General features: G+C 42.8%; 30 protein-coding genes. 21 read left to right on the top strand and 9 right to left on the bottom strand.

All coding sequences use genetic code 11. The annotated features are described in order from the left end of the window. Positions 1–56 precede the first annotated feature (56 nt). Positions 57–392 carry a potassium channel family protein gene (locus PODO_RS08685; protein ID WP_036684066.1) on the bottom strand — a complete coding sequence of 112 codons (336 nt, stop codon included), beginning with the start codon at positions 390–392 and terminating at the stop codon, positions 57–59. Between the two features lie 218 nt (positions 393–610). Here PODO_RS08685 and PODO_RS08690 point away from each other — a divergent pair, with 218 nt between their 5' ends. Then, a complete protein-coding gene (locus PODO_RS08690) occupies positions 611–949 on the top strand; it encodes a hypothetical protein (RefSeq protein WP_038569602.1) in 339 nt (112 codons plus the stop codon). 16 nt (positions 950–965) lie between these two features. Here the strand turns inward: PODO_RS08690 and PODO_RS08695 are convergent, their stop codons facing one another. Continuing rightward, a complete protein-coding gene (locus tag PODO_RS08695; protein ID WP_038569603.1) occupies positions 966–1,655 on the bottom strand; it encodes a Crp/Fnr family transcriptional regulator in 690 nt (229 codons plus the stop codon). Positions 1,656–1,735: 80 nt separating this feature from the next. Here PODO_RS08695 and PODO_RS08700 point away from each other — a divergent pair, with 80 nt between their 5' ends. Next, positions 1,736–2,488 carry an HAD-IIB family hydrolase gene (locus PODO_RS08700; protein ID WP_038569604.1) on the top strand — a complete coding sequence of 251 codons (753 nt, stop codon included), beginning with the start codon at positions 1,736–1,738 and terminating at the stop codon, positions 2,486–2,488. Between the two features lie 311 nt (positions 2,489–2,799). Here the strand turns inward: PODO_RS08700 and PODO_RS08710 are convergent, their stop codons facing one another. The 3 genes from PODO_RS08710 to PODO_RS08720 all read right to left on the bottom strand — a co-directional run bounded on the left by PODO_RS08710 (position 2,800) and on the right by PODO_RS08720 (position 5,630). Continuing rightward, positions 2,800–3,999 carry an MFS transporter gene (locus tag PODO_RS08710; protein WP_052097446.1) on the bottom strand — a complete coding sequence of 400 codons (1,200 nt, stop codon included), beginning with the start codon at positions 3,997–3,999 and terminating at the stop codon, positions 2,800–2,802. A 66-nt stretch (positions 4,000–4,065) separates the two neighbouring features. Beyond that, positions 4,066–4,683 (bottom strand): sugar O-acetyltransferase, encoded by a 618-nt coding sequence (locus tag PODO_RS08715; protein ID WP_038569607.1) that lies wholly within the window; start codon positions 4,681–4,683, stop codon positions 4,066–4,068. Between the two features lie 38 nt (positions 4,684–4,721). Then, entirely contained in the window at positions 4,722–5,630 is a 909-nt protein-coding gene (locus PODO_RS08720) for an ROK family protein (RefSeq protein ID WP_051491321.1), read from the bottom strand. A 303-nt stretch (positions 5,631–5,933) separates the two neighbouring features. Here PODO_RS08720 and PODO_RS31840 point away from each other — a divergent pair, with 303 nt between their 5' ends. Genes PODO_RS31840 through PODO_RS31850 form a run of 3 tightly spaced genes read left to right on the top strand, consistent with a single transcriptional unit; the run spans position 5,934 to position 6,611 of the window. After that, positions 5,934–6,245 (top strand): RNA polymerase sigma factor, encoded by a 312-nt coding sequence (locus tag PODO_RS31840; protein ID WP_052096902.1) that lies wholly within the window; start codon positions 5,934–5,936, stop codon positions 6,243–6,245. After that, complete coding sequence (locus tag PODO_RS31845) at positions 6,181–6,339, top strand: RNA polymerase sigma factor (protein ID WP_244886447.1); 159 nt, start codon at positions 6,181–6,183, stop codon at positions 6,337–6,339. The genes PODO_RS31840 and PODO_RS31845 overlap by 65 nt, the downstream gene beginning before the upstream one ends. 17 nt (positions 6,340–6,356) lie before the next feature. Continuing rightward, positions 6,357–6,611, top strand: a complete 255-nt coding sequence (locus PODO_RS31850; RefSeq protein WP_052096904.1) for a hypothetical protein — start codon at positions 6,357–6,359, stop codon at positions 6,609–6,611. A gap of 191 nt (positions 6,612–6,802) precedes the next feature. Here the strand turns inward: PODO_RS31850 and PODO_RS29955 are convergent, their stop codons facing one another. Then, positions 6,803–7,333, bottom strand: coding sequence for a hypothetical protein (locus PODO_RS29955; protein WP_052096906.1), 531 nt, complete (start codon positions 7,331–7,333; stop codon positions 6,803–6,805). Positions 7,334–7,651: 318 nt separating this feature from the next. Here PODO_RS29955 and PODO_RS08735 point away from each other — a divergent pair, with 318 nt between their 5' ends. The 7 genes from PODO_RS08735 (at position 7,652) to PODO_RS08765 (ending at position 14,045) form a co-directional block, all read left to right on the top strand. Further along, positions 7,652–8,182: an RNA polymerase sigma factor gene (locus PODO_RS08735; RefSeq protein ID WP_051491311.1), complete on the top strand. Its 531-nt coding sequence runs from the start codon at positions 7,652–7,654 to the stop codon at positions 8,180–8,182. Then, positions 8,179–9,003, top strand: coding sequence for a hypothetical protein (locus tag PODO_RS08740; protein ID WP_038569608.1), 825 nt, complete (start codon positions 8,179–8,181; stop codon positions 9,001–9,003). Before PODO_RS08735 ends, PODO_RS08740 begins: the two co-directional genes overlap by 4 nt. Further along, positions 8,993–9,856: an ABC transporter ATP-binding protein gene (locus tag PODO_RS08745; protein WP_038569609.1), complete on the top strand. Its 864-nt coding sequence runs from the start codon at positions 8,993–8,995 to the stop codon at positions 9,854–9,856. The genes PODO_RS08740 and PODO_RS08745 overlap by 11 nt, the downstream gene beginning before the upstream one ends. A gap of 5 nt (positions 9,857–9,861) precedes the next feature. Further along, positions 9,862–10,998, top strand: coding sequence for an ABC transporter permease subunit (locus tag PODO_RS08750; protein WP_038569611.1), 1,137 nt, complete (start codon positions 9,862–9,864; stop codon positions 10,996–10,998). Between the two features lie 200 nt (positions 10,999–11,198). After that, a complete protein-coding gene (locus PODO_RS08755) occupies positions 11,199–12,413 on the top strand; it encodes an S-layer homology domain-containing protein (protein ID WP_143759026.1) in 1,215 nt (404 codons plus the stop codon). Positions 12,414–12,555: 142 nt separating this feature from the next. Continuing rightward, positions 12,556–13,047: an RNA polymerase sigma factor gene (locus PODO_RS08760; protein ID WP_038569616.1), complete on the top strand. Its 492-nt coding sequence runs from the start codon at positions 12,556–12,558 to the stop codon at positions 13,045–13,047. Continuing rightward, positions 13,044–14,045: an anti sigma factor C-terminal domain-containing protein gene (locus PODO_RS08765; protein WP_038569618.1), complete on the top strand. Its 1,002-nt coding sequence runs from the start codon at positions 13,044–13,046 to the stop codon at positions 14,043–14,045. Before PODO_RS08760 ends, PODO_RS08765 begins: the two co-directional genes overlap by 4 nt. A gap of 578 nt (positions 14,046–14,623) precedes the next feature. On the opposite strand, the gene PODO_RS08770 is transcribed toward PODO_RS08765, so the two are convergent. Further along, entirely contained in the window at positions 14,624–14,968 is a 345-nt protein-coding gene (locus tag PODO_RS08770; protein ID WP_036684053.1) for a winged helix-turn-helix transcriptional regulator, read from the bottom strand. 174 nt (positions 14,969–15,142) lie between these two features. On the opposite strand from PODO_RS08770, the gene PODO_RS08775 reads away from it, so the two are divergent. The 7 genes from PODO_RS08775 (at position 15,143) to PODO_RS31000 (ending at position 21,290) form a co-directional block, all read left to right on the top strand. Beyond that, a complete protein-coding gene (locus tag PODO_RS08775; protein WP_038569620.1) occupies positions 15,143–16,075 on the top strand; it encodes an aldo/keto reductase family protein in 933 nt (310 codons plus the stop codon). 31 nt (positions 16,076–16,106) lie between these two features. After that, a complete protein-coding gene (locus PODO_RS08780) occupies positions 16,107–16,955 on the top strand; it encodes an NAD-dependent epimerase/dehydratase family protein (RefSeq protein WP_038569622.1) in 849 nt (282 codons plus the stop codon). A 35-nt stretch (positions 16,956–16,990) separates the two neighbouring features. Further along, on the top strand, positions 16,991–18,013 hold the full coding sequence (locus PODO_RS08785; RefSeq protein WP_038569624.1) for an SDR family oxidoreductase: 1,023 nt from the start codon (positions 16,991–16,993) through the stop codon (positions 18,011–18,013). 152 nt (positions 18,014–18,165) lie between these two features. Next, positions 18,166–18,825, top strand: a complete 660-nt coding sequence (locus tag PODO_RS08790; protein WP_036684047.1) for a class I SAM-dependent methyltransferase — start codon at positions 18,166–18,168, stop codon at positions 18,823–18,825. A gap of 133 nt (positions 18,826–18,958) precedes the next feature. Continuing rightward, positions 18,959–19,963, top strand: a complete 1,005-nt coding sequence (locus tag PODO_RS08795) for a CapA family protein (RefSeq protein ID WP_155288208.1) — start codon at positions 18,959–18,961, stop codon at positions 19,961–19,963. Between the two features lie 84 nt (positions 19,964–20,047). Beyond that, positions 20,048–20,308 carry a hypothetical protein gene (locus PODO_RS30995; protein ID WP_155288109.1) on the top strand — a complete coding sequence of 87 codons (261 nt, stop codon included), beginning with the start codon at positions 20,048–20,050 and terminating at the stop codon, positions 20,306–20,308. Positions 20,309–21,122: 814 nt separating this feature from the next. Beyond that, a complete protein-coding gene (locus tag PODO_RS31000) occupies positions 21,123–21,290 on the top strand; it encodes a hypothetical protein (protein WP_155288110.1) in 168 nt (55 codons plus the stop codon). Here the strand turns inward: PODO_RS31000 and PODO_RS08805 are convergent, their stop codons facing one another. Further along, positions 21,291–22,124, bottom strand: a complete 834-nt coding sequence (locus tag PODO_RS08805; protein ID WP_036684045.1) for a carbohydrate ABC transporter permease — start codon at positions 22,122–22,124, stop codon at positions 21,291–21,293. It lies immediately after the preceding gene. Next, the gene (locus PODO_RS08810; protein WP_036684044.1) at positions 22,124–23,014 is read right to left on the bottom strand and encodes a carbohydrate ABC transporter permease; all 891 of its coding nucleotides are present in this window, start codon (positions 23,012–23,014) and stop codon (positions 22,124–22,126) included. The genes PODO_RS08805 and PODO_RS08810 overlap by 1 nt, the downstream gene beginning before the upstream one ends. A 197-nt stretch (positions 23,015–23,211) precedes the next feature. On the opposite strand from PODO_RS08810, the gene PODO_RS08815 reads away from it, so the two are divergent. Then, the gene (locus tag PODO_RS08815) at positions 23,212–25,074 is read left to right on the top strand and encodes a sensor histidine kinase (RefSeq protein ID WP_052097448.1); all 1,863 of its coding nucleotides are present in this window, start codon (positions 23,212–23,214) and stop codon (positions 25,072–25,074) included. Further along, positions 25,067–26,713 carry a response regulator gene (locus PODO_RS08820; RefSeq protein ID WP_038569629.1) on the top strand — a complete coding sequence of 549 codons (1,647 nt, stop codon included), beginning with the start codon at positions 25,067–25,069 and terminating at the stop codon, positions 26,711–26,713. The genes PODO_RS08815 and PODO_RS08820 overlap by 8 nt, the downstream gene beginning before the upstream one ends. Positions 26,714–26,828: the final 115 nt, after the last annotated feature.

Here is a 26,828-nt window from a genome sequence, read left to right on the forward strand (position 1 = left end):
TGTCAGCTTCGGCTAACAAGGCTATTAATAATGTCACGAGTTCTGGTTTCCATTATTTAATTGTTATCTTTATCGGTTTGTTTGATCAGTTCATAAGCGATATACCCCATCATTCCCAAGAACAACCCTGTGCCTGCAATAATGTAAACGATCGTAAATATTTTTCCGAGTGCTGTCTGGGGAACAAATGTTGGATGACCTAATGTACTAAGCGTTGCAACACAGAAATAAATAGCATCCAGGACAGACAAACCTTCCTGTTTGACATAAAAAATGGTTCCAGACAACAGCGTCATCAAAACTAATAAGAATAATACTTGGAAATTTTTACGTTTTAGCGCTTTCCATAAGCCCGAGAATAAACGTTTTAAAGTTAGTAAAAATGATAACATGCAGCTCCACCCTTCATTTATATTAGAGCATACATAACAAATTAACGTCAAATTTAAAATAGATTTGCAGGAAGAAACCGAGGAGGATGTGGGGAGCTTGAATTTCTAGCACTCAGAGCAGAAACTGGTCGCAATCCATTCAAAGCAAGTCTAAGCTATGTTATTATTACCTTATATTTTCCTATAAATAACAATATATAGAGTTTGGAGGTTTATGAATGAGAAGTAAGCGTAGCTTGATAATGCTGTTATTGTTTGCTTTGACGATTATACTTTCAGCCTGTAATGATAAAAAAACTGCAATATTATCCATGGATGAAATACAGGATCTAGCTCATCAAGGCGAGGCGTTGTCGTGGAAGGATTTTGAAGGTTATCCCTTTGAAGATGTCGGTTCAGGCTTGTACATCCGTAAATATGAAATCAATGAAAACTACCATGTGCTGGTGGGTGGCGGAAGTGTTGATGCAGCTCCTCTGTATATAAATCTTGTCAAAAGAAACGGAGAAAAGATCGATATCCGTTATGATGACATCGATCATTTTATCCTCAATTAAATGAGGGGCTTTTAGGCTATTCAAATCTTATTCCGTTAGATAATTCATCCAGACGCTCCCAGTCGAGTACAACAATTTCTTGCTTAACTTTATATAAAATTTCCATGTCGGTGAGTCGCTGAATAACACGGTTTAAATGGCGGGGAGTAGTCCCAATCAAAGAGGCTATATCTGGGATATAGGGTGTCTGAATTTCTTTTCCAAACTCCCGTTGGAGTTGAATGGTCAATAAATAACTTGCAAACCTTTCCTCTACAGAGCCCAGCAAGTTCGTTCGGGATGCGGATGTGCAGGTTAGAAGCTTGTAAGAAAGATGTTTCAGCAACAAGTCTTTAAACCTGTGGTTATCCATTAGGTCAGACTCAACCTTTTGTTTGGGGATAAATAAGAGGGTGGTTTGTTGTACCGCTTCAACTTGGGATTGGATCACAACCTCCTGCACGTATTCAATATCCCCAAATAATGACAAGGGTGAGCAGAAACGTAATAACAAGGATTTTCCCGTCCCCACACTAGAAGAAACCTTGGTACGCCCCTCCACTTGAAAATAAATTCCGTCCAGCTCATCGCCCTCACGCAAAATGATTTCATTCTGCTCATAGACAAGTAACTGGATTAAAGCATGTGTTGACGTCGTGAATACTTGGTCTAGATTAAATTGTGTAATGTAATGTGATATCAGATTTGGATCGTGAATAGATTTCATCGTTTACTCCTTTTTGGACATCGGTCCTTTCCATTATATATGAACTCGTTAATATAGAGAAAAAGGGGAGGTTATTAACTGTGAAATTTATTTTTGATTTAGATGGGACGATTTGTTTTAGCGGCAAACCATTGAGTGAATTTATTGTACAAGCCTTGGATTCTCTAATTGAAAAAGGACATGAGGTTATTTTTGCGTCAGCCCGGCCTATTCGTGATTTATTGCCTGTGTTGCCTGCTCATATGCATCATTTTTCTATGGTTGGCGGGAATGGTGCGTTTATTGCAAAGGGTGGGGAGGTTATTTCGACGATACATTTTGACCCACAGACTGCGGACAACCTCCTGAATTTGATTGAAGAATTTGATGCAACTTATTTGATTGATAGTCACTGGGACTATGCATATTCGGGTTCTGCAGACCATCCCATCCGGAGAAATGTAGATCCAGAACAACGCGCCAAAAATGTAACTCCATCGGAGCTGGATGAGATTGTGAAGGTAGTTATTTTGAGCAGTCTGAACGGGGAACAACTTATTCATAAGCTGCAAAATCTGCCGATTGTGATCTACCAGCATGGACAAGAAGATATTATGGATATAAGTCCCCAAGGCGTAAACAAATGGACAGGACTAAAAAATTTAGGCATAGAACTGCAGCAATTTATTGCTTTTGGTAACGATGCTAATGATATAGAAATGTTCAGACATTCCGCACACTCGGTTTGTGTTGGCGATCATATAACCTTGGGAGAAGTTGCAACGGAAAAGGTTAGTAGCGGTGAAGAGCAGATTGTTAGAAAAATAATGGAGCTGGCGGGAGGGCTGCGATAATTGTTGGGATGGTGATCACCAGCTCAGAGGTCATTGTTGCGGACTGTATAGTCGCTATTTCAGGATTTAGCTTCATTAGGCGGAGTGTTCGGACTCAGGAGGCGTTATCAAGTCAGAAGACAGCGGTTTTTGCACAAAAACAACTCAATAACGACTCTGGGGTCCGAAAAACCTCGTTTCTGCCTATTTCGAAGCCAATAAGGTCATTTGAGTCCGATGGTGGGAGGTTGTTCGCTATTTGCAACAAAACAACCTGCCATGAAATCAGCAGGTTGTTGCTTGGAAGAACAGAAATAAGTGCAATAACTATTCTAGATAAGTTCTTGGCGGCGATTTAAATAACGATATAAAACACAACCGGATATCGCGCATATAGCTGCACATAGACCGATAAAAGCATACCCAGCTTGAAGTCCACGTAGCAAGCCAGTTTGTGTTTCTGCTCCGTAAAGCCTCTTCACACCTTCGATAACTGCACCTATAGCATAGTTGCCAACCACGCTACCGACTCCCATTAGTGTAACTGTAAAGGTGATGGCAGTGTCACTGCCATGCGGATACCTTTTTGCGATAAACGCCATGACGGTCGGATAAATCATAGCGATACCTATGCCTGCTGCTGCAAATAGAAACGCGAGCTGTTCCCCACCCAAAATAGCAGCAAACGTACATAAGGCAGAGAAGGCTGAAAAGATGATAAGCGATAGATTGAAACCAATCTTATCTGTAACCGGCCCCAGCAGGAGCCTTGCTAGCGAGAAGCAGAGAAAAAAGGTGGACAACATACCAGAAGCTGTAACTGTATCCCACAAGTATGCTTTTTCTAGGAAATTCACTAGCCATCCACCTACTGCAAGTTCTGACACTACACCGAAAGAAAGAATAAGCACCATCAGCCATAAAGCGGGATCGCGCACCAGCGTTTTTAATGGGATCCGGTCCTCTTGTGGAAGATCGTCACCCGGAAATGTACTGCGCAAGGCAGATAGAATAGGCAGTAAAGATAAGCTTAGCATAATCAAATACATTCCGCGCCAGTCGAGTGGATGGCCAAATATACTTACCGACATGAGTCCTGTTGCCAGCAGTGGAGCTAAGGTTGAACTAAATCCGTAGAAAAAATGGGATAAGTTCATCATCGTCCCGGTATTTTTTACGAAGATGCGTGCTCCCAAAATGGCAAGACCAATCTCCAGCATTCCGTTTCCGATGTACATCAGGAAATAAGAAGCTGAGAAAAAGGGGTAGCTGTGGGAGATATAGATTAACACTCCTGAAAATATCATGGATGCAAAAGCAATGATACTGACAGCCTTGATCCCCCACTTCCGAACCAATACAGCTGTAAAGGAGCAGGCGATCAAATAACCTAATGCATTTAGGGATAAAAGGGTGCCAAGCTGTTTCTCGTCCAGATTAAAGTCGAATTGGATTCGCGGAATGGCGGGTCCTTTAATATTTTCCGATATGCCAAACACTATAAATCCCAAAAAGATGGTCGCCAATTGCATGGCATAAATCTTGTTAAATCCCCCGAAGCGCTTTTTCAAATTAAGATCCTCCCAGAGCGGGTTACTTTATTGCTCAATGTCTCTGTAATACTCTTCCTTAAGTTTTTCCCAGTGTTGCTTATCGTCTTCGGTGATTGCTCTTAATACCTTGCATGGGTTACCCACCGCAATTACATTGTCAGGGATATCCTTAGTTACGACTGAACCTGCACCGATGATTACATTGTTGCCGATTTTTACCCCAGGATTAATTACCGCGTTTCCACCAACCCACACATTGTTTCCAATGGTAATTGGTGTACCGAATTCAAGCATACTAATACGCACGTCCGCATCTATAGGGTGACCAGCAGTATATACGCCTACTCTAGGTCCAAAGAGAACATTGTTACCAATCGTTACTTTAGCTACATCAAGGATAATGCAGTCAAAATTAGCGTAGAAGTTATTGCCAACGGTAATATTACTGCCGTAATCACAACGGAAGGGAGGTTCAACATATAATGATTCTCCTGTAGACTCAAATAATTGCTTGAGTAGTTCTACTCTATATTCACCTTGTTCTTCCGTCGTATTGTTAAATAAACGAGTGAGCATTCTGGATCTTTTGTTATCCTTTGCTAATTCTTCACCGCCTGCCATATATAGCTTTCCTGCGATCATGTTTTCTTTGTTTGTTGCCATTCGTAGTTCCTCCTGAAGTGTATGTTAGTTTTATGTTTTTAACGGCGCTTCTCAACCAACTGCAATGAGTAGGTTAAGCTTTCAAGTGTGATCGCAATTAATCCGTTCATGTAATGATCATCAGGTTGATCCAGCACAATTAAGTGAGGCATATGCTCCTCTGGAATCACTTCCAGACAACGTTGATAAATCGGCCGCACATTCTCTTGTTTGACTTGTTCTCCTGTGAGAGCTATGGTCTCTGGATTAATAATTGCAATCAGGGACGATATAGTGTGAGCCGCCAAAGGGATGAAGGTATCCGTGTGGTCCAAGCTACTCAATTGCTGTTCACGCGAGATTCCAAACGGTAAAAAAGAGACTTCACCAGCAAATCTAGTATTACCTTTGTGGATATGCCCGTCGATCATCATCCCGGCGCCTGGAAAAGCTCCTTTGATAAAGGTCACCACGACAATGGTTTTATCCTCTTCATAATCCTGCTGTTTATAGAACCCGTAAACGGTCAGATTCATATCATTTTCAATCGTGACTTCAAGCTCGTATTTTTCTCTGAGCAGTGATTCTAAGGGAGCATTAATTAACTCTTTAATGTCACAGATATTAATGACACCTTGGTGAGCAAGGCCGGGAATTCCAATCCCGACTGCCTTGATGTTGTTATATTGTTGGATAAGCGTATCCAGCAGATGGTCGATGGCTGCAGCATCTATGTACTCTAATTCCATCCATCCATGATCCACACGATCACCAACTGAATTGGTCACCGCATAGGTTATGGATTTCTGGCCATCCTCAATTTTGGCATAGATACATGCAATATAGGAAAAATCAGCGTTATAGATAAATCGTCTGGCCGGTCGACCTCCATTTGATGCCTCCAGTTCAGTCTCAATGACTTCACCAGTCTCCAGAAGTTCATTCAGGATATTTCCGCAGGTAGCAATACTTAATCCGGTGGCACTTGCAATCGTGGATTTGGTTCCTTCTTTCATCGATTTCAAGGCCTGCTTGATAAGCTCCTGATTTATCTTTTTAACACGAATAGAATTGTTTGCGATTTGGTTTATTTTATTCACCTCTAGACTTTTGAAAATGGTTATTAAAAGTATTATCAATACTATAACTTGGCTCTATATAATTGTCTAGCAATCGACAGTTTTTTATTGTGGATTTTTTTGAAATGACATGTGGCTTTTAATCAACCTGCGGTGTCTAATTAAATGTAAGGTCAAGAGGAGGTTCTTACAATGTCTGGAGCTCATGACAAATCCACTGTTTATCCGGATGCACAGGGAGACAAGCAAAGCTTTGAAATCACTTATAATCAATATCGCGAAAGAATCCATAAATATCTTTTGTTGAAAGTAAACTCGGGTAGCGCGGAAGACTTAACGCAACAGGTTTTCTTAAAGGCCATGGAAAAAAATCATACATTTAAAGGCAATTCGAGCTTATTCACTTGGATCTTCAAAATCGCACAGAATATTGTGGAAAATGAATATCGGGGCTTTTATTTCATTACGCTTTTTTATAGACTGCACCTTGTTAGAGATCTCTGAGATTGTTGGAATGCGAGAAAGTGCGGTAAAGAACCGATTGTACCGTGCATTAGAGAAATTAAGAAGTGAACTAAAAGAGCTGTTGGTGAAGTAGACGCTCCTAATTGGTTCATGGGCACTTTTGAGGGAAACAAATTGAAAATTGTTTCTCCTTTGAATCCAGGGTCAGAGCATAAGTATGAAACTATTCTTAAATCCACGCTGCACTTGTTTACAATGTGGTTAATCAGTGACATTAATCCACTTGCTCCTAAATGGCTGTGTCAAGGGATTGAAGGATACGAAGTAAAACAAATGCCTGATGAGTTCATTAAAAATTCGACTTCAGAGCAAATTCATAATCTTGTTATTCCTACTTTTCAATAATTAAATTCCGAGGGCTGGGATCTTTAAACGATCCGAACTAGAGTTGCATGAACAATTTGTTGTATATTTAAAAAATAGATAGTTAGATTTCTATTCAAGGGAACCCAGAAGCCATCTGGATGACTTCTGGGCCCTGAATATTTCGATGGAATGCCTAATATGATTAGCGGGTTTAAATCAGAATGTTAGCTTTAATTGGCATCCGCTTGTATAACAAAAGCATATCTATATTCTTTTTCTCCCCAGCTTGCCGTTATGCTAAAGCCTCTATAGTCTTTTTTGTTCTCTTCGTAAAACGAACTCAATGAAGAAGCCATATGCTTTTCGATCGTAAAGGAATATTTACCGTCTTTTTTTGTAATTGGAACTTCTAGTGTTTCTCTGGATGAAAATTGATAAGCTCCACTCTTATTTAGTACGCTATCTTCGATCAATACATTATCTGGCTCAGGATCTCCAAAGTCTAGAGTAATGATTTCTCCGTTTTTTAAATATTGAATATTCTTTACTGCATCCTGCTCAAAGGCGAATTCAAATCCACTTGCTTCAGCGTTTGAGGATAAGTCACTCTTCGCGTTAGCTAATTTAGTGTTAGATAATGTTGTACTTTTAATTTCTTGATCTCCTGCGCTTATCTTAAGATCTCCTATATTACTCTCTGCACATCCACTTATACCTATTAAAGAAACTATTAAAAGAATAGACAGCATCATTTTTTTCATCGAACAATAATCCACCTTTTCCGAAGAGTTTCACAAAAAGACCACTTGTAATGAGTGTACACTATGGAAATTAATAGAATCAATGTTATATAATTCACTAAGATACAAGCTGAGAATGTTCACTCATAATTTGAACCGGGGACATAATCTAGGGAAAATTTATATTCGGCCAGCCAGAACCTTCTGGTTGGTCTTTTTAATGTGATGCGTCTACTTTGTAGGCGATTTCGTTATATTTAGTAGATTGGTAGATTGGAGGGGAATTAAATCGGAGAGGACAAATGGGTCACAGAAGCGCAGCAGGGCAATGAGGCAGCGGTGGAATTATTAATTCGGTATACCTATAGCGATATTTATCGATTCATCAGATGGAAAATACATAATGACGAATTAGCTTGGGATCTTGCACAGACGGTGTATGAAAAAGCATGGGCCAAGCTTGGCAGCTATCAAAATAAACAGGGGAGTTTTCGAGCTTGGTTGATGGCGATCGCGCAAAATGTCTGCATTGACTATTTTCGCAGCAAAAGTGCTCGGCAAGCAGAGTTGAATCAAAGCTTATCTGATGAAATCACAGTCGAAGGAGACTTTCTTGAAGGAATATTACTTCGTGAAGAGGTTAAGCAGGTATACGCCGCGATTTGCTCACTGCCAGAGGAACAGAGGGATGCGCTCTTGTTAAGGTATAAATATGAATTTACGTTTACAGAAATAGCTGCCGTAACTCATGAACCTGAATCAACTGTGAAGTCAAGGGTAAGTCGATCACTGATAAAATTACGCGATTTACTAAGGTATTCCAAGCAAGAGGATATATCCCAACCCCTAAAGAAAGGAGCAGGGAAATGAGGGTTAAACGTAACCATCAAGATTACCTCAATCTAAATTTACAGGATGAGATGACAGCAGAGTCTGTAGAGGAGATCGTGAATTCCATCAAGTGCATTCCTGAACCGCCACTCCTTGACGGTTTTGCAGAAGAAGCCATGAGCAGGTGGAGAAGATCCAAGCGGGCTTTACCTGCGCCAGTCCCACCAGTTCCTCTATTTGTACGGGAACAGATGAGGATTCTTTTTTCACAGGGATGGTGGAGAGAAGTTGTGCTTGGTGTGATCTTGTTTGTAGTAGGATATTTGGTTCTGAGTGTTACGGAGATTGTTAGCCCTATGTTTATTCTGTCCATCGTGGGTTGTATTCCTTTACTGGTGGTCGTCTCTCATACGGCTCGGAATACGCTCTGTGGAATGGGAGAACTCGCACGTAGTTTTAGAATCCCGTTGCATCGGTATGTGCAAGCTCGGTTCCTTATGGCAGGGCTGATCTCACTAATGATTAACTTTAGTGTTACTGCTATGGTAACCCCTTTAGGGGGAAAGGAGTTTATGCTGCGTATGACCTTGCTATGGTGCATCCCAATCCTAATGAATGCGGCGGTAGCGTCAGTATTATCTACGCTGATACGTAATTTTAGACAATTAACGACCGTACTCTTCAGTTTGCCTCTCTTTTGGATGATTTTATTTTCCGGAGAATTTGCAGTGAGCTGGACGACGTCGGTTGAGTTATTTTGGTTAATGGGATTGGGTGTTCTGTCGGCAGTGTTATTTGTCTTAGCCATGAGGTTTCAATCCAGAGTATTGAGCAAGGGAGGGTTTCTGATTGGAGCTTAAACTATGTAATATCGTACATGATTTCGGCAAAAAGCGAATTTTGAATACTATTAACCTTTCTATGTCACCTGGTGTGTATGGTCTTCTAGGACCTAACGGAACAGGAAAAACGACATTGATGCGTATTGTCGCAGATGTTCTGTATCCGACTCGTGGAAATGTACTTTTAGATGGACAAAACAAGGATGACATGGGGGATCAGTACCGGGCTCAGATTGGTTATTTACCACAGGAACTGGGGATGTACAATCATTTTTCAGCTCGTGATTTCTTGTATTATGTTGCTGCCCTAAAGGGGTTGACCAAGAAGGAGGCGAGTGATCGTATAGAGGTTCTGGCTCAAACGGTTAATCTATCCGGTGAAATGGATAAAAAATGCGGAAAGTACTCCGGCGGGATGAAGCGTAGACTCGGTATCGCACAAGCATTGCTTAATAATCCGAGCATCCTCATATTGGATGAGCCCACAGTAGGACTTGACCCCTCGGAACGCGTAAGATTTCGTAATTTAATTTCTGAAATCTCAAATGAGCGCATCGTTATTTTGTCTACTCATATCGTTTCTGATGTTGATCATATAGCTAAACAGGTGCTACTGATGGGGCGAGGAGAGTTACTTCGTCAAGGAACAATTAAGGAGTTGACCAATGAATTGCAAGGAGAGGTTTGGGAGGCACATGTCCCCGGGCGGTTGCTGGCTCAAATCGAAGAGAATGGAACTGTAGTGAATGTGCAGCAGACAGATACTGGACTAGTGGTTCGGGTAGTCAGCAAGACTTTGCCAGTTGAGAATGCACGGATGGTGAATCCTTCATTAGAAGATGTATATATGCATTATTTTCGGAGGGGATGACACACATGAACCGTCTGGTGATGTTTGAATTACGCAAAATTATGATTCCCAGAGTCTGGATTTCTATAGCTGGAAGTATTGCATTAGCAATTTTTTGTTTTGTTAGTTTCTACCCATCCGGTACGGATAGTCTATTGGTTGTAAACAAGGAAAAGCCTGAAGCTATTGCCACTCATCTAGGATCGATTCAACCAGATTTAGCTTTGAAATACGCACCTAGACTCAAAGAAGAATATGCTGAAGACAGCGCTTGGCCCAAAGAGGAGAAGATGAAACGAATTCTGGAGCAACACTATGCTGGTACAGCTTATATGGCAGATCAATTCAACAGAAATTTAACAGAGCTGAGAGAGCGGAAGGTTTTATTGGAGAAGCAAGAACCAGGATCATATGCACTAAGAGATGTTACTAAAAAACTCTCCATGCTGGAGGAGGGAAAACCACGGGGGTTTTATGTAACGGAGGACTGGGACTTATTACATATATTTTTTTCAAGCTCGCCTGGCGTCGGCGATCTTCTGATCGGTCTTATTCTAGTATTTGCGCTGGCACCCTTGTTCTCTGGTGAGGAAAACTATAGAATGGATGCACTTATTCTATCTAGTAGATACGGAAGATTGAAGATTGTTGCGGCAAAACTATTAGCTGGATTTATAGTTACGTTTAGCTGGGTTACTCTTTTTTACGGAATTTGCACATTGCTGGCCTGTTTACCGTTCGGCTTCGTGGGCTGGAATGCCCCGCTGAATAGTTACTTTTATTTTGATGAGACTCCATATGCCTTAACCCAGCTGCAGGGATTTGCCCTGAAATATGCTGTAACCTTGCTGGCTGCATGTGGTCTATTGTTATTGACGGCGCTGATATCCGCTTTGTGTCGGAGTAGCTTAAGCAGTCTTGGACTGGCAGCATTCGTAGTTATTCTTCCCCTTTTCTCTTTGCCTGGAATGTTGGGCAAAATAATCTCTTTTTTACCGTCAGGTGTAATGGTTAGCAGATCCTTAATCGAAAAATATGTATCCTATAACATTTTTGGCATCCCTATATTACATCTACCCTTGTCAATCCTTTCGGTGATAATCATAGGTATACTTGCTATAATGCTTATCCCCAAAGCTTTCGAACGTCGATTAAAGATCTAAGTAGTAGGTAGGTTAAGATCGTTCCCGCTATGAAGGGGAGCGATCTTTTTTGGCTTTTCTTGTGAAAAAGGAGAGCAGTATATTTACGAATCAGACTTTTTACCCGATAGTTAAGATAAAGGGTTAATCTCGATAAACCTGACAAAGAGAGCAGGAACCCCTTACCGATAAGAACGAAAGGGATTATTAAATTGAAGATAATGAAGCTATTGGTACTAGGTCTTATCTCAGGGACAATTGTAACATGCGGCAACGTGAGTTATAGAGTTCATGCTGACACGACAACGTACGAGAATACAGGGACATATGAAGAAGTGGAAGAGGACGGTGAGGAGGATCCGGCATCTTCACTGTTCACTGACATTCAAGGTCACTGGTCCGAGCCTTGGGTGCGCTGGGCGTTGGGCAACCAATTGATGGTTGGTTATGATGATGGGAGCTTTCGACCGGATCAGTCGATTACGGAAGCAGAATTTTTGAAATTATTTTATCTTTCTTTCGGCTATCCAAAGGCTACTAGCATAGGCGAAGAATGGACAGCAGCACCGTATAGAATGGCTAAGTGGTGGAATCATCCAGTTACTGGACTACAATATCCAGTGGCAAGATCGACTCCAATCACCAGAATGGCCGCCGCAAGGTTAGTTGCATCTGGTCTAGGGATGAATTACAACGACACGGATTCCGTGGTTTATTTGCTGGGTAACTCTCTACTTCCACTTCCCGGAGAGCCAACGCTAGTAGGTTTCAAAGGAAATCTCCCGCTTACAAGAGCAGAGGCTATACAATGGATGAGAATGCTCAAGCTTAAGGGAATATATACTGTAATTTCTCGTCCAGAAGAACGATCGGATCGGAGTCTATTACCGTCATTACCGGAACAGGGTACAGGCTTGAAGGATTTTATAGCGGTTCCGGTAACTGATCGTGATTTCGGAATAGCGGATAGTGGACGTAATCTTTTTATTGATTTTGGGAGTTCAAGAATGTTAGTAGAGGAACATTACGGGGATTCAACAGGTCAAGATGTATTCAATAATGAAATGTATAAAGAAGTATCTGTACATTATGATACCGAAGGTCGGCTGAACGCTTGGAAAATAGACAAAGATAATGAGCGCATTGATCCAATCCACATAGGTACATTGAACAATATTCGACCTGGGGTAAGTACATTGGAAGATGTGCTAAAGGCATATGGTACATACGTTGCAGTGGATAACGAATACGGGATTATAGTAAGTTACTGGTTTGAGAACAAGGGTGGAGTGTATGAGCCTCGATTGTCACCTTTTGAAATGGATAATATGGAGGGTGGGTTCTATATAGGCTTCATTATTGACAAACAATCTCTGAAAGTTCAAACCATACTCATATCTACAGCTCAGCAGGCAATGAATCCTACGGATATATAGGAATTGTACTGGAACCTTATTCATTCTTTAAAATGTGACGGCATGTCTTTCTGAGGCAGCCGTCTTTTCTTTTATAATTTTTTTACCTCATAAGCTAACATTCTGAGAACTTTATCGTTATACATACGAAGGGAGGTGCAGGATGAAGCCCGGGCAGCTACATCAGATACTTCAACCTAAAATGTTAGAAATTCAAAAATACCTGATTCGTCTCGGGGCACCTGCAGCCGACGCTGAAGATATCGTACAGGATACGGTGTATAAGGCTCTTTTGTATATTGATTCCATTGATGAGAACAAATTCAGTGCATGGTTATATAAAGTAGCGATCAACCGCTACTATGATCTGTGCCGCCGACGCAAGCGGATAGTCATTCCTATTGACTATGTAGATGTGCCGGATATGGAATTGCCAGAGGATCATGTGCTGTTAAAAGAGAAACGGGAAGACATCGAAAGAGTGTTGGATGACCTTCTACCGCTCCATAAACAACTCATTATTATGAAGTATGAGCTGGAGCTGTCCTATCAGGAGATAGCTGAGCTTCTGGGAATTACGACAGATACAGTGAAATCGGCATTGTTTCGTGCCCGCAAGCAATTTCAAAAAAAGTATAGAGGTGAAGCGGAATGACAGCTCCATGGGAACAAAAGGATGATCAGAACCTTTCAAAAGTAATTAAGAAGGCAAAACGAAAAACAATGATTCGAAACACAATCATTTCTCTAGTGGTGACGGTTATAGTATTATTCGGCGGGATGCTGGGTAACGCCCATCTGACAAGCTGGTTGGCGATGCGTGGTTTGGATGAAGAGAGGATCATGATGAAGATTAGCAGTCCTAACCTTCAGGAGTTGAGAACTGAACTTGATTTAGGGTTTCTATCGGGTAAAGTTGAACTGAGCACTTACAAAGTTGTTGAGGGTGTGCCCATCGTATGGGATACTAAAAAACTGTATTTCGATATGGGCAGCCGGTTTTCTCTGCTTAATAGGGGATACTCTAGTATAAATGTTCCTGACCCGGTAATGACACAGCAAAATTATGAATACTACCGAGGATATAACAGTCAAAATGCTCAGCGGGAAATGATGTTTTATGTGCCTGGAGTGAATTATAACGAAAAAGTGCTGAATGACCTGCCTGCACTCGAACAAATGGAACCTGGTAAGCTCGTAGAAATGGCAGTTTCTTTTGATAAAGGCTACACTCAGGTAGAGGTAGAGAAGATGCTGCCGGCGGGTTTGACACAGACTTGGTATTGGGTAGATACGTATGACAATAAAAAGAACCTTGAGTTTATTAGGAATGACAGCAGCCCGAATAAATATGCCTTACCGGAATCTGCTAGACAAGTATATGGCTACGGTGGGGAATGGGAAGGGTTATTTAAGCCGAAACCAGAGGATTTTTTACAATCCTTAACCTATGGGCTTCAGATGAAGGGCAAGCATTACGGAGAGTTTGAGCGAATCTCGAATTACTTGAAAAAGGATAAAGCGGCGCCGGACGCCAGTGATGTACAGCTATTGGGAGTTGTCGTTACTGGAACTGCGAAAGAGCTGCAAAGCCTCAAAGGAAAACCCTATGTAAATACGGCAGTTCTCGGCGCGATTGTGGATAAATACTAGATCCGTATAGTGAAAATGCTGGAAGGGTTGTTCTACAGGTGGATTTTCTACGAAAGAATACAGCCTCTGCTGACCTCAAACGGCAATTTGTGTATGACTTGACGCAGAAATCGCTGGTATCTCCGGTTGTTTTCAGTTAACCAAATACGCATTCCGACTCTATAATTGGGGAATTTTTCCCTATAATTCTTAGATATTTGGTCATCTAACTTATAATTAGGGAAAACCTCCCTGTAATTTACCTGATTTGGTGAAAAAGAAAGGAATCAACCCGATTTTTAGGGAGAAATTCCCTCATTATGCTCTTTTTTAGCGAATATCGGCTATTTTTAGGGAGTTTTTCCCCAATTACACTAAAGCGCACATCACACATCGCACACCGCGGCGCATCACACACAGCACACCGCACACCGCACACCGCACACCGCACACCGCACACCGCACATCGCACATATCCCCTGGGTGAAAGTAAGAATCCATCCATTGTATAGCCAATTTATAAAAAAGAAGCTACCCTATAAGTAGAATTCTCTACTTTTTGGACAGCTTCTTTTTTCATCAGTCACAATCTGCTCAAGCTAAGTCCATTTCGCGGACCACAGCTTCATTTCCTTCAAAATTTGATGTAAATCCTCACCTTTGGGAGTAAGCGAATATTCTACCGTAACAGGAACAGTTGGAAATACGTGACGTTCAAGCACACCATGCTCCTCCAGATGGCGCAACGTAGTGGTCAGTGCGCGGGGAGACACATTAGTGATTTTTCGTTGCAGTGCCCCAAAACGCTGCGTGCCGTCGAATAGCTCTCTGAGGACAAGAAAGGCCCATTTTCCACCTAATACTTCAAGTGTTTTTTCAACATTACATTCAATAGTAACAGGGGTTTTGGGGATATAATTATTAGTAGATTTAGCTGTCTTCAAGGTATCTCCTCCTGTTTGTGAAGCTACTATACTCTAGTATAGTAACTACACTAGAGATCATATAATAAACTAATTTTCACTTCTTTCTATTATATACAAACTATTCTAGAATGAATATGAGTGCTAAGCAACCTGCCAAAATCAAACACGGAACTATGGAGAGGAGCAGTTATTATGAAATATCGCAGATTAGGTGGAACCGGTTTAAAAGTCAGTGAGATTAGTTTGGGAAGCTGGCTGACATACGGAGGCTATGTGGAAAGAGATAATGCTGTTAATGCCATTGAAACCGCTTACGACTTAGGCGTGAATTTTTTTGATACTGCAAATGTTTATGAAAAAGGTGCTGCCGAGAAAGTACTAGGTGAGACTTTACGTAATTACTCTCGTGAGTCCTATGTATTAGCTACTAAAGTATACGGGGAAATGGGCTCGGGACCTAACGACCGTGGACTATCCCGCAAACATATCACGGAACAGTGTCATGCTAGCTTGAAACGTCTCGGAGTAGAATACGTGGATATTATGTATTGCCACCGTTTTGATCCGGAAACTCCAATTGAAGAAACCTTACGTGCGCTAGATGATCTGGTTCGGCAAGGCAAGGTATATTATGTCGGTGTTAGTGAGTGGACGGCGGCGCAAATGACCGATGCGTTAGCTGTAGCAGACCGCTATTTGCTAGATCATATTGTTGTTAATCAGCCGATTTATAATATGTTTAACCGTTATATTGAAAAAGAAATTATTCCGCTCGGTGAGCGCCGTGGGATTGGACAGGTGGTATTTTCTCCACTGGCTCAAGGGCTGTTAACTGGAAAGTATAACACGGACATCCCTGAGGATAGCCGTGCTGCTAAGCTGGATCGATTAAAAGATTCGATTACAGAAGAAAAGATTGAAAAAGTCCGCCAATTGAGTGGGATCGCCACGGAACTGAATATTTCTGTTGGGAATTTGGCTTTGGCTTGGATTTTGCGTCAACCTAATGTAGCTAGTGCACTGGTGGGTGCCAGCCGTCCGCAGCAGGTCGAAGAGAATGTTAAGGCTTCGGGTATTGAGCTTTCGGAAGAGATTTTAAAGCAGATTGAGGAGATTCTGGAGTAGTTGTTAGCTTCATAAAAAAGGAGACACACTCATGGCGAAAGTAGTTGTTACAGGCGGCAGTGGGATGTTGGGCAGATGGGTGGTCCGGCATTTTGTAGAGCAAGGATATAAGGTTGTGAATGTAGATACGCAAAAATCCGCAGATTCTTTGTGCCCAACGATGATTGCTGATTTGAATAATTTGGGTGAAGTATATGGTGTACTTGCTGGCGCTGATGCAGTTGTACATTTGGCTGCGATCCCAGCTGCAAATATAAAGACGAGTGAGGTCACCTTTCAAAATAATGTAGTATCTACCTATAACATTTTGGAGGCTGCAGCGGGTCTCGGGATTCGAAAAGCAGTGATTGCTTCCAGTGAATCCTCTTACGGAATCTGTTTTGCGGTTAATCCTTTGGGGCCGAAGTATGTGCCTATGGATGAGGAGCATCCACAGTTGCCTGAAGACAGCTACGGTCTGTCTAAGGTTGTGAATGAGCAAACCGCTGAGATGTTCTATCGCAGAAAGGGTATACAGGTCGTTTCCCTAAGAATCGGAAATGTTATTGATCCATCGGCGTATGAACGTTTCCCTTCCTTCATTCATGATCCAGCGCAGCGCGATCGGATTCTATGGAGTTATATTGATACACGGGATGTAGCAACAGCTTGCCAATTGGCAATCGAAACGGATGGATTGGGCGCGGTTGCTCTTAATATATGTGCAGATGAGACCAGCATGGCTGTTCCTAGCAGAGAGCTAATGGCCGCACGTTATCCAGAGGTGACGGATTTCCGCCAGCCGCTGGAGGGTCACGAGTCGCTACTCAGTAATGAGAAGGCCAAAAAGCTGCTGAATTGGCAGCCGAAGCACGTATGGCGAGATTATGTTAACCAGTAAATAACGAGCCGGATTCACTATAAGGAGCGTGCAAAATGAAGGTCTTATTTATTGGAGGTACGGGATTAATTAGTCAGGCTGTATCCCCGTTGGCTGTAGCTCAAGGAATCGAGCTGTATTTGTTCAACAGAGGACAGCGGGATGAATTCGTTCCAGAAGGTGCAAAAGTAATTAAAGGAGACATTCGTAATCCGGCAGAAGCCGCATTAGTATTACGAGATTACGAATTTGACGTAGTGGTAGACTGGATTGCTTTTACACCGGAACATGTGCAGGCAGACATTGACCTGTTCACTGGTAAAACGAAGCAGTACATTTTCATCAGCTCAGCCTCTGCTTATCAGAAGCCGCAGCGTAATTATGTAATTACAGAAAAGACACCGCTGGAGAATCCTTATTGGGAGTATTCGAGGAATAAAATTGCGTGTGAGCAGCTGTTGATGGAAGCTTACAAGGCGAACGGATTCCCGGTTACGATTGTTCGTCCTTCCCATACCTATGGAAATACAGCCATCCCTGCGGCACTTACGAGTGGCCAGCATCCTTGGTCACTGATCGATCGTATCCGCCGCGGCTTACCTTTAGTCATACATGGAGATGGAACCTCTTTGTGGACACTGACGCATAATTCGGATTTTGCCAAAGGTTTCGTTGGATTGCTTGGACATCCGGAAGCGATAGGTGAGGCCATTCATATAACTTCCGACGAGGTATTAAATTGGAATCAGATTTACGCGGCCATCGGACAAGCGGCAGGTGTGGAACCTAAAGTGGTGCATATCTCCACAGACTTTATCGCAGCCTTTTCCACTCCAGGGACAGCGGATGGCTTGATCGGTGATCAAGCGGTAAGCAGTGTTTTTGATAATAGCAAAATCAAACGTTTCGTGCCTGACTTTCAGGCTACTATGCCTTTCTCCGAAGGGATCAAGCAGTCGGTTGCTTGGTTCGAGGCTCATCCTGAGCAATGTACGGTCGATGCGGAATGGTCTGCGTTACTTGATAAGTTGATCGAGAGACATGGAATTGAGGCCAAACCTCTTTCATTCTACGCATAAGGTTTATACAGTTATATTTAAAGACGGTCTGTTCCTAAGGGAGCAGCCGTTTTTTTGGGTTTGTCTCGTTCAATGTAAGGTTATGGAATGAATCAGCAAATCATGAATATACTCTCACTACCTAAAATTCCGTTGAAAAAGGAGTCCTGGCCATGCCAACCCATCCCTTTGTCTCGCGTTTTTTCGTAAATTCAGATGCACGTCGTGAGAAGTTGATTTATGATCTGCCGGAATCATGGTGGAGCCGTCCCTTTGAATATGAGTGGTGTATTAACTTTATTTCTCCGCATGGTGTTGTGCTGGATGCCGCCTGTGGGATTCCTCATCCCTTGAAGTTTTATTTGGCAGGGGTTTGTGCAGAGGTCTATGCCTGCGATAAGGACAGTAGGGTTATTTACCCGAAAGCTATCCAAGAATGTATTGAGAATGAGATTGGGGAAAAAGCGGCGAAGCAGGTTATCGCTAGAAGAACAAACAACCTGCATTTCGCTCAAGCTAATCTGACGGATCTGCCTTATGAGGATGAGAGCTTTGACACTGTCTTTTGCATATCAGTATTAGAGCATTTGAGCTTTGAGGATACAGTGGGTACTTTACGGGAATTTCACCGGACGTTGAACGAAGAAGGATTATTGGTATTGACATTTGATTACCCGACGGTAAATCTGAGTCTTATGAATGACCTGCTGCTGCAAACTGGATTTCAGTATTGGGGGGAGACGGATTTTGAGTTGCCTGCGGATGCTGTGCATACGGATGCGTGGGGCGGATTAAATTGCTTCAGAGCCGTTCTGAAAAAAGCAAAGGAATAACAGGTCTTTCTACTCTTAATTTAGTAACCTCTTTCCAGTATGCTAGGATCATAGCTAATAAAAAGATGAGAGGAGGCTGTGTTTTTTGAGATTAGGATCGAAGGTTTTGCGTAGAATAGCACTTATTACACTTATGTTATCACTAATAGTTCCTGTGACATCTGCTTCCAGTGCAGCTTCACTATCTTCAGATCCTATAAAGCTTGCTTTTGCGGGTGATATCCTTTTGGATGGTTTTGTTGGCGATCAGATTGCTAAATATGGGGTGAACTTTCCGTTTGTAAAGGTCGCACCTACGCTGCAAAAGGCTGACATCGCCTTCGCCAATCTGGAGACGCCTGTGTCTATCCGAGGGAAAGTGGCAGAGAAAACCTTTGCCTTCAGATCCAAACCAGCAACGTTAGGTGGCTTAACCTATGCCGGGATTGATGGAGTGTCCTTGGCGAATAATCATATTTTGGATTATGGAAAAGACGCTATGCTCGACACGCTGATCCATTTGGATCGAAACAAGATTGGCCATACAGGAGCTGGCAAAGATGAAGATGAAGCGTTCAAGCCTTATACTAAGACAGTAAAAGGGAAAAAGATCGCCATCCTTGGCGTTAGCCGTGTGCTTTCAGATCCTGCGTGGTATGCCGGCAAAAACAAACCGGGAGCCGCTTCAGCTTACACCTCGCAACCTATGCTTAGCGCCATTCAGAAGATGTCCAAGGAGAATGATTACACGATCGTATATATTCACTGGAATGAAGAGTTTAAGGATTTCCCTGAAAAGTACGCTCGCACACTAGCTAAACAGATGATTGATAGCGGGGCGGATTTAATTCTTGGCGCACACAGTCACTGCCTTATGGGCATCGAATACTATAAGCACAAGCCCATTTATTATTCACTTGGGAATTTTGTGTTTAATCGCTCCACACGTGGTGGGGAAAAAACACTTAATTCTATGCTGTTGAATGTTGAGATTAAGGACTCCAAGATCACCAGCAAGATTATACCTGTCAAAATCATTGGCGGACAGCCTAATTTTATGGATGATTCCTACAATAGGAAAACGATTAAGCTGTTGAACACCCTATCTTTTAATGCCAACATAGACGCTAACGGCAGGGTCACGGAGAAGGCGCTTTAATTAATACAAACTCTGATTAACTATTCACGGATCGCGCCCGATCTCGTTGGAATGCGAAATGTGTGGAGTACTTATGGAGTACCTATGGAGTGGCATGAAGTACGTATGGAGTGGCATGAAGTACGTATGGAGTACGTATGGAGTATGTATGGAGTCCGTATGGAGTACGAATGGAGTACGTATGGTGTACGTATGGTGTACGTAGGATGTGGCGTATGGAATACCTATGGAGTGCCTATAAAGTATCACCGTTGTGTTTGTGAAATAACTGCATTCTATACACCTATTTTATATGTAAAACGGACCATTCTGCTTTTAAGTGTATTCTATGCAACTAAAAACTAGAGAATCGACCTAGAGGGCAATATATCAAGAGAATAGTTGTACGAAATACAGCTATATCCATCGGCCGAGCGAGTTGCAGAGTTATAGTTGTACAAAATACAGTTAAACTACTAATTAGTATTGGAACGTCTGCATAAAAAGCTGACCGCAGCAGTATGCAGAGAGTATTGGAACGTCTGTATAAAAAGCTGACTGAAGCAGTATGAAGAGAGTATTTATGGAGTCCGTATGGAGTGCCCATGAAGTATCATCGTTGTAATTGTGAAATAACTGCATTCTATACACCTATTTTATATGTAAAACGGACCATTTTGCTTTTAAGTGTATTCTATACAACTAAAAACTAGAAAATCGACCTAGAGGGCAATATATCAAGAGAATAGTTGTACGAAATACAGCTATATCCATCGGCCGAGCGAGTTGCAGAGTTATAGTTGTACAAAATACAGTTAAACTACTAGTTAGTATTGGAACGTCTGCATCAAAAGCTGACCGTAGCAGTATGCAGAGAGTATTGGAACGTCTGTATAAAAAGCTGACTGAAGCAGTATGAAGAGAGTATTTATGGAGTCCGTATGGAGTGCCCATGAAGTATCATCGTTGTAATTGTGAAATAACTGCATTCTATACACCTATCTTATATGTAAAACGGACCATTCTGCTTTTAAGTGTATTCTATACAACTAAAAACTAGAAAATCGGCCTAGAGGGCATTAAATCAAGAGAATAGTTGTACGAAATACAGCTATATCCATCGGCCGAGCGAGTTGCAGAGTTATAGTTGTACAAAATACAGTTAAACTACTAATTAGTATTGGAACGTCTGCATCAAAAGCTGACCGCAGCAGTATGCAGAGTATTGGAACGTCTGCATCAAAAGCAGACTGCAGCAGTATGCAGAGTATTGGAACGTCTGCATAAAGGGGGAGATCCATATGGATCTCCCCCTTTTTATGCAGAAGCTAGGTTTGGAATCAGTTAATCAGCCCTTCACCGCCCCCGCAACAACACCCTTAACGATGTACTTTTGCAAGAAGATGAATACCACGATCGATGGCAACACCGCCATGACCATAGCTGTCATCGCATATTGCCAATCTGAGGTATATTGGCCCACGAAGGTGTAGGCAGCCAGTGTCAGCGTTTTGGTATCTGGGGAGCCGTTGACCATGAGCAGCGGGAGCAGGAAGTCATTCCAGATCCACATTACGTCGATAATGACAATGGTTGTTGTGACCGATTTCAGCAGTGGGAAGATGACACTGAAGAACAGGCGGAAGCCGGAAGCTCCATCAATCGTGGCACTCTCATCAATTTCAACCGGAATACCCTTGACGAATCCATGGTAGATAAACACGGCGAGTGGAGCACCGAAACCCCAATATAACAACCCAAGTCCCCAAGTACTCTCAGAGAGATTCAACGTCTTAGCGGTTTGCAGAACGGTCAGCATGATCGATTGGAACGGGATCAGCATCGGCATAATGCAGAGGAAATAAATCACCCCGCTCAGTCTGGATTTCGTCCGTGCCAGCTTGTAGGCTGCTATGGATGAAATGAACACAATACCCAGAAGACCTACACCGGTAATGACAAAGTTGTTCAGAAACAGCTTCGGATAGTTGATAAACTTCCACACGTAGGAATAGTTGCCGAACACCAGATGTTTTGGCAGGGCGATGACATCCGTCATGACTTCGCTAAAGCTTTTTAACGAGTTGATAATCGTCAGAAATAGCGGATATAGAAACAGAAGAGAGAGGATGACCATAACAACCTCTAGAATGATTCGGCCTGCTTTGCGGTTTGTATTCATTATGCCTCAACCTCTCTTCGTTTGAAGAATGCTAACTGGAGAATGGTTACCACCAAGACGGCCAGGAACAGGATAAGCGCTTTCGCTGTACCGTATCCATACAGATTGTTCTGGAAGGTATCCCGGTAGATATCGTAAGCGATACTGTAGGTAGTTCCGCCAGGTCCACCCCCGGTTAATGACAGGATGACATCGAACACCTTGATCGAATTGGTCAGTGCCATGAACACAGAAATCGTAATGGATGGAGCGAGCAGCGGCAGTGTAATACTGAAGAATTTTCTCATGGGACCAGCGCCATCAACTGTCGCTGCTTCTTTGAGATCCTCAGGTACAGATTGCAGACCGGCAATATAAATGACCAGATAAAAACCAATCGACTGCCAGATGGAGACGGCCAGTATGGAGACGAAAGCAAGTCCCGGCGTCCCTAGCCAGCTTAGACCAAATATGGACCAGCCTGTACTTTCTCCGAGTGAGTTGAAACCTTGCATAAAGATAAATTTCCAGATAAAACCGACAATGACAAGACTGAGGATATAAGGAATAAAGAAAGCGGCTCTCAGCCAAGGGGTGCTCTTCAGCTTCATGTCCAGAACCAGTGCGAGCAGAATGGCCAGCACGTTAACGAGAACAATGTACAGAATCGCATACTTTATGGTGAACCAGGCTGAATTGGCGAAGTTGGTGTCGCCCATAAAGATTTGTTTGAAATTATCAAGTCCGACAAACTTAGGGTGTTTCGAAATTCCGTTCCATTTGGTCATCGAATAGCGGATAGTCATGGCAAACGGAATGTAGAATGCTACAGCGATACAGATGAGGACTGGGAGAGTGAATAATCCGAATTCTGTTTTCTCGCGCCATCTTTTGCCGAGTGATTTTAACATGGATGCACCTCTTCTTGATTTGTTGGGTGGTAATATCGACTAGGCTTGCCACACATAACCATTCCGGTTAGTCTATATTGTGTATTATAGAGCAGTGCCCTATACTCAAAAATGGATTTAAGAGTACAGTTAGGGGTAAAAAGGTGAACTGAAATATTTATAATTAAGCCTGTAAATCGTGGGGGAGGTTGCCGGTCATTATTAAAAAGTGGATCATAAAGCGGTTTGAACCCGTGCTGGAGCTTGTCTCACGCAGGTTGGCGAACAAGCTTATTTTGCTGTTTACAATCATCATTGTTTTGGTGGTGACCTCACTGACGTTCATTTCATACGGCATGCTGCGAAAAGAATCGGTGGATAACAGCATCGCCAGTACGAGCAACAATCTGTTGCTTGTCGGCCGGAATCTGGAGAGTTATTTGGACGGCATCGAGCAATTATCCCTGCCGCAAATATCGTATGACGAGATCACCTATGCGATTTTGCATGAATCGGAGGATTATGCCTCGAAGATGTATGTGGAGGACTACTTGAAGAACCTGTACTTCTCCCGCAATGATCTGGAAGCTATCTACCTGTATGTGATCAAGGAGCACAAGTATTATTATGTCACCAAAGAGAACTACAATATTACCGTGCGGGTCGCCGAGCATCCGTCGATTGAGAATCTTTCCTGGTATAAAAAAGCGCTGGCCAGCCCGTTTAACCGTTCTTACCAGTCTTTTGTAAAAAACCAATCCTCGATGATCAATAGCTCCGACTACCCTATAAATAAGGATAAAAGCTTCATGGGCTACCATCGATTGCTGCGCTCTATAGTTTCCAGGGAGCCGCAGGCGGTGCTCTCCCTTTATTTCAACTCCTCGGTTACGGACGAGATTATGAAGGATATTCCCTTCAGTAAAGGGCAGCACCTAATGTACGTCAGTCCCGATAATGAACCTTTTGTGGTGGATGACCCCGGGTTTTATCAACAGAGCGAACAAGAGGGACTGCTTAAGGAGCTGACACCAGCCTCAGGAGGACGCGTGACGTGGTCGGATAAAGAAGAGAAGTATCTAGTGATTTATGACATCAGCAAAAAAGAAGGCTGGAAGCTGATTAAGCCGATTCCCTACAAAGAAATTTATGAAGCGGCCACGACAACACGCAAATTGAACTATTTCATAGGACTGTTATTTTTAATCGTTTCGGTCATCTTGGTCAGCTTTATTTCGAACAAAATAACGAACCCGCTAAAGAATCTGTCGCTGCAGATGAAGCGGTTCAGTACAGGCAGCTTTGACGCTGAAGCACAGGTTGAAGGAAAGGATGAAATTGCCTATCTGTCTCGCCACTTCAATAAGATGGTGGAAAAGACGAATGAGCTGATCAATGAACGGTATAAAATGAAAATTGTCGAGAAAAATGCTGTACTCAAAGCACTGGAAGCTGAGATCAATCCGCATTTCTTATATAATGCCCTGCAAGCCATTTCCACCAAGGCGCTGAAAAACAACAATGATGATATTGTCGATATGGTCGATAATCTTGCTATGACGTTGAGATACTGCATTAGCGGTAAAGATGTGGTCCATGCCAGAGAGGAATTAAAGCATATTGAACGTTATTTGGCACTGCAGAAGGCTCGTTTTGGAAACAGAATGCAGGTGGCCTACCAGTGGGAAGACCCTTTGCTGGAGCTGGAGATTCCGAAGCTGTCCATTCAGACCTTGGTAGAAAATTGCATCAAGCATGCGCTGGAAAAAGTATCCACAACGATCACAATTACCATTGAAGCGCATGTGACGCCTAGCCATACTGTTATTTCAGTGACGGATGATGGACCGGGGTTTAGCGGGGAGCGGCTGGAGCAAGTGAGAAATTCTCTTCAAATCCAGTGGGAGGATCAGGGCGGAGAAAACGCTGCCGAAAGTGACACGGAAAGCATTGGACTGAAAAATTTGAACACGCGGCTGAAGCTTTTGTATGGTGAGGCTGCGGGTTTGGCCATTACCAGTGATGCTGGCGGAACAAAGATGGACATGCGGTTACCGCGGGGAGGGATTAACCATGTATAAAGTACTGATTATAGATGATGAGGAACCGTTGCGTGAGGCGATCAACATCCTGGGAGACTGGAAAGGACTAGGTGTCGATCAGGTACTGGAGGCTACGGATGGAAATATGGGCCTAGCCATGCTGCGTGAGCAAAAGATCGACCTTGTATTGGTTGACATGAAGATGCCGGAGCTGAACGGAAGTGAGCTGCTGCAGATCGTGGAGAAGGAGTTCCCGGAACTGCTGACGATTGTAATCAGCGGCTACAATGATTTTGAATATACCCGCCAGGCTATCCGTTCTAAGGTAGTTGATTATTTGCTGAAGCCGGTCAACCGGGCGGATTTGAATGCGGCCTTGCGTAAAGCTATAGATGTGCTGGAGGCCAAACGTAAGAAAGAAAGTGAGTTCATCAACAGGAACATTACGCTCAACATGTCTCTGCCGAAGCTAAAGGAGAAAATTTATCTGTCGATCATTGAACGTAGCTTCAAAAATCAGTCCAACGAGGCTTTTCTGCCGTTGATCGGCGCTGATACGACCGGAAACTATTTTGCTGCGGGTGTACTGCGGGTGCTCAATTTGGAACAAGTGCGTCGTAATCGCTTCCATGAGGACCGGGATTTGCTGCATTTTGCCGTCACAAATGTGATTAATGAGAATAGCGATGAGCATTTTCAGGCCTTCAGCTTCGCCAGCCATAAGGGAGAACGCGAGTTTATCGCCATCTTCACGATGAAAGGCGGCTATGAGGAGGACGCAACTTTCCGCTCTTTACATCATATGAAGAAGTTAGTCTCGACGCTGAAAGAGCTATTCGGAATTGTTGTTGCCGGAGGAATTGGACAGCCCTATGGTGACATCATGGCGCTTGCTCAATCCTATGAGACTGCCAAAGCCTCTCTCGACGGGATTGACCTCCTGACGCTGAAGGGAGCGATTGTCACAAATAGCAGCAACGATACTTCACAGGGGAAAGATAATCCTTCCTTGACGGGACGTATGCCCTTGATTCGCAACGCACTGGAGAGCGGGAACATCAATCATGCCAAAAGTATTTTAAGCGAATTCACGAAGAAATGGGAGGCTTCCGGACGTTTTAATCTGGGCGAGGCTGACCGGCAGATAGAGGAATTTATTATTTTACTGAACGATATTGCGACGGAGCTGGATGCGGTCCCCGAACGTATCCGTGGCGGTAAAGATAAAGGATTGCGTGGGCTAGGCATCGGGAGCGATTTTGCTTCCTTTGGCGAATTTGAGCGGGTGCTGAGCGGGATTCTAGATTGCTATGGCAATGAAATCAGCAAAAGCCTTGCTGGCAATCGCCCCAGCGTATTGGAAAATATTAAAGCATACATTGATAATCACTATTTTGAGAATATTAAAATATCGATGTTCACGGATAAATATTTCCTGAGCAGAGAATACTTGATGAAACTTTTTAAGGGGCAATATGGTTATGGCATACATGAGTATGTACAAAAGGTAAGAATGGACAAGGCAAAGGAGATGCTATCCACCCCCGATTTGAAAATCCAAGACATTTCCGAGATGTTGGGGTACAAGGACAAAAATTATTTCAGCAAGGCGTTCCGGAATTATTATGACTGTTCACCTTCTGAATATCGGGTTCTGCTATTGAACGGGGATGAGTGAAGCGGTTACATGAACACACTTTTTTACCCTAATAAGTTCACTTATGTACATTCTTATCCTTTTTCTTTTTCTTTAGAATTGTCTCAAGACCACTAGATGCATGAGGAAAAGGGGG

Origin of the sequence: Paenibacillus odorifer (assembly GCF_000758725.1) — a bacterium.
Classification (GTDB): Bacteria; Bacillota; Bacilli; order Paenibacillales; family Paenibacillaceae; genus Paenibacillus_AQ; species Paenibacillus_AQ odorifer.

Excerpts from the sequence above, each read along its gene's own strand:
- PODO_RS08685 (WP_036684066.1), bottom strand. The coding sequence starts at position 392 with ATGTTATCATTTTTACTAACTTTAAAACGTTTATTCTCGGGCTTATGG.
- PODO_RS08690 (WP_038569602.1), top strand. The coding sequence starts at position 611 with ATGAGAAGTAAGCGTAGCTTGATAATGCTGTTATTGTTTGCTTTGACG.
- PODO_RS08695 (WP_038569603.1), bottom strand. The coding sequence starts at position 1,655 with ATGAAATCTATTCACGATCCAAATCTGATATCACATTACATTACACAA.
- PODO_RS08710 (WP_052097446.1), bottom strand. The coding sequence starts at position 3,999 with ATGCAATTGGCGACCATCTTTTTGGGATTTATAGTGTTTGGCATATCG.
- PODO_RS08715 (WP_038569607.1), bottom strand. The coding sequence starts at position 4,683 with ATGGCAACAAACAAAGAAAACATGATCGCAGGAAAGCTATATATGGCA.
- PODO_RS31840 (WP_052096902.1), top strand. The coding sequence starts at position 5,934 with ATGTCTGGAGCTCATGACAAATCCACTGTTTATCCGGATGCACAGGGA.
- PODO_RS31845 (WP_244886447.1), top strand. The coding sequence starts at position 6,181 with ATGAATATCGGGGCTTTTATTTCATTACGCTTTTTTATAGACTGCACC.
- PODO_RS31850 (WP_052096904.1), top strand. The coding sequence starts at position 6,357 with ATGGGCACTTTTGAGGGAAACAAATTGAAAATTGTTTCTCCTTTGAAT.
- PODO_RS29955 (WP_052096906.1), bottom strand. The coding sequence starts at position 7,333 with ATGAAAAAAATGATGCTGTCTATTCTTTTAATAGTTTCTTTAATAGGT.
- PODO_RS08740 (WP_038569608.1), top strand. The coding sequence starts at position 8,179 with ATGAGGGTTAAACGTAACCATCAAGATTACCTCAATCTAAATTTACAG.
- PODO_RS08750 (WP_038569611.1), top strand. The coding sequence starts at position 9,862 with ATGAACCGTCTGGTGATGTTTGAATTACGCAAAATTATGATTCCCAGA.
- PODO_RS08755 (WP_143759026.1), top strand. The coding sequence starts at position 11,199 with ATGAAGCTATTGGTACTAGGTCTTATCTCAGGGACAATTGTAACATGC.
- PODO_RS08760 (WP_038569616.1), top strand. The coding sequence starts at position 12,556 with ATGAAGCCCGGGCAGCTACATCAGATACTTCAACCTAAAATGTTAGAA.
- PODO_RS08765 (WP_038569618.1), top strand. The coding sequence starts at position 13,044 with ATGACAGCTCCATGGGAACAAAAGGATGATCAGAACCTTTCAAAAGTA.
- PODO_RS08775 (WP_038569620.1), top strand. The coding sequence starts at position 15,143 with ATGAAATATCGCAGATTAGGTGGAACCGGTTTAAAAGTCAGTGAGATT.
- PODO_RS08780 (WP_038569622.1), top strand. The coding sequence starts at position 16,107 with ATGGCGAAAGTAGTTGTTACAGGCGGCAGTGGGATGTTGGGCAGATGG.
- PODO_RS08785 (WP_038569624.1), top strand. The coding sequence starts at position 16,991 with ATGAAGGTCTTATTTATTGGAGGTACGGGATTAATTAGTCAGGCTGTA.
- PODO_RS08790 (WP_036684047.1), top strand. The coding sequence starts at position 18,166 with ATGCCAACCCATCCCTTTGTCTCGCGTTTTTTCGTAAATTCAGATGCA.
- PODO_RS08795 (WP_155288208.1), top strand. The coding sequence starts at position 18,959 with ATGTTATCACTAATAGTTCCTGTGACATCTGCTTCCAGTGCAGCTTCA.
- PODO_RS30995 (WP_155288109.1), top strand. The coding sequence starts at position 20,048 with ATGGAGTGGCATGAAGTACGTATGGAGTGGCATGAAGTACGTATGGAG.
- PODO_RS08805 (WP_036684045.1), bottom strand. The coding sequence starts at position 22,124 with ATGAATACAAACCGCAAAGCAGGCCGAATCATTCTAGAGGTTGTTATG.
- PODO_RS08810 (WP_036684044.1), bottom strand. The coding sequence starts at position 23,014 with ATGTTAAAATCACTCGGCAAAAGATGGCGCGAGAAAACAGAATTCGGA.
- PODO_RS08820 (WP_038569629.1), top strand. The coding sequence starts at position 25,067 with ATGTATAAAGTACTGATTATAGATGATGAGGAACCGTTGCGTGAGGCG.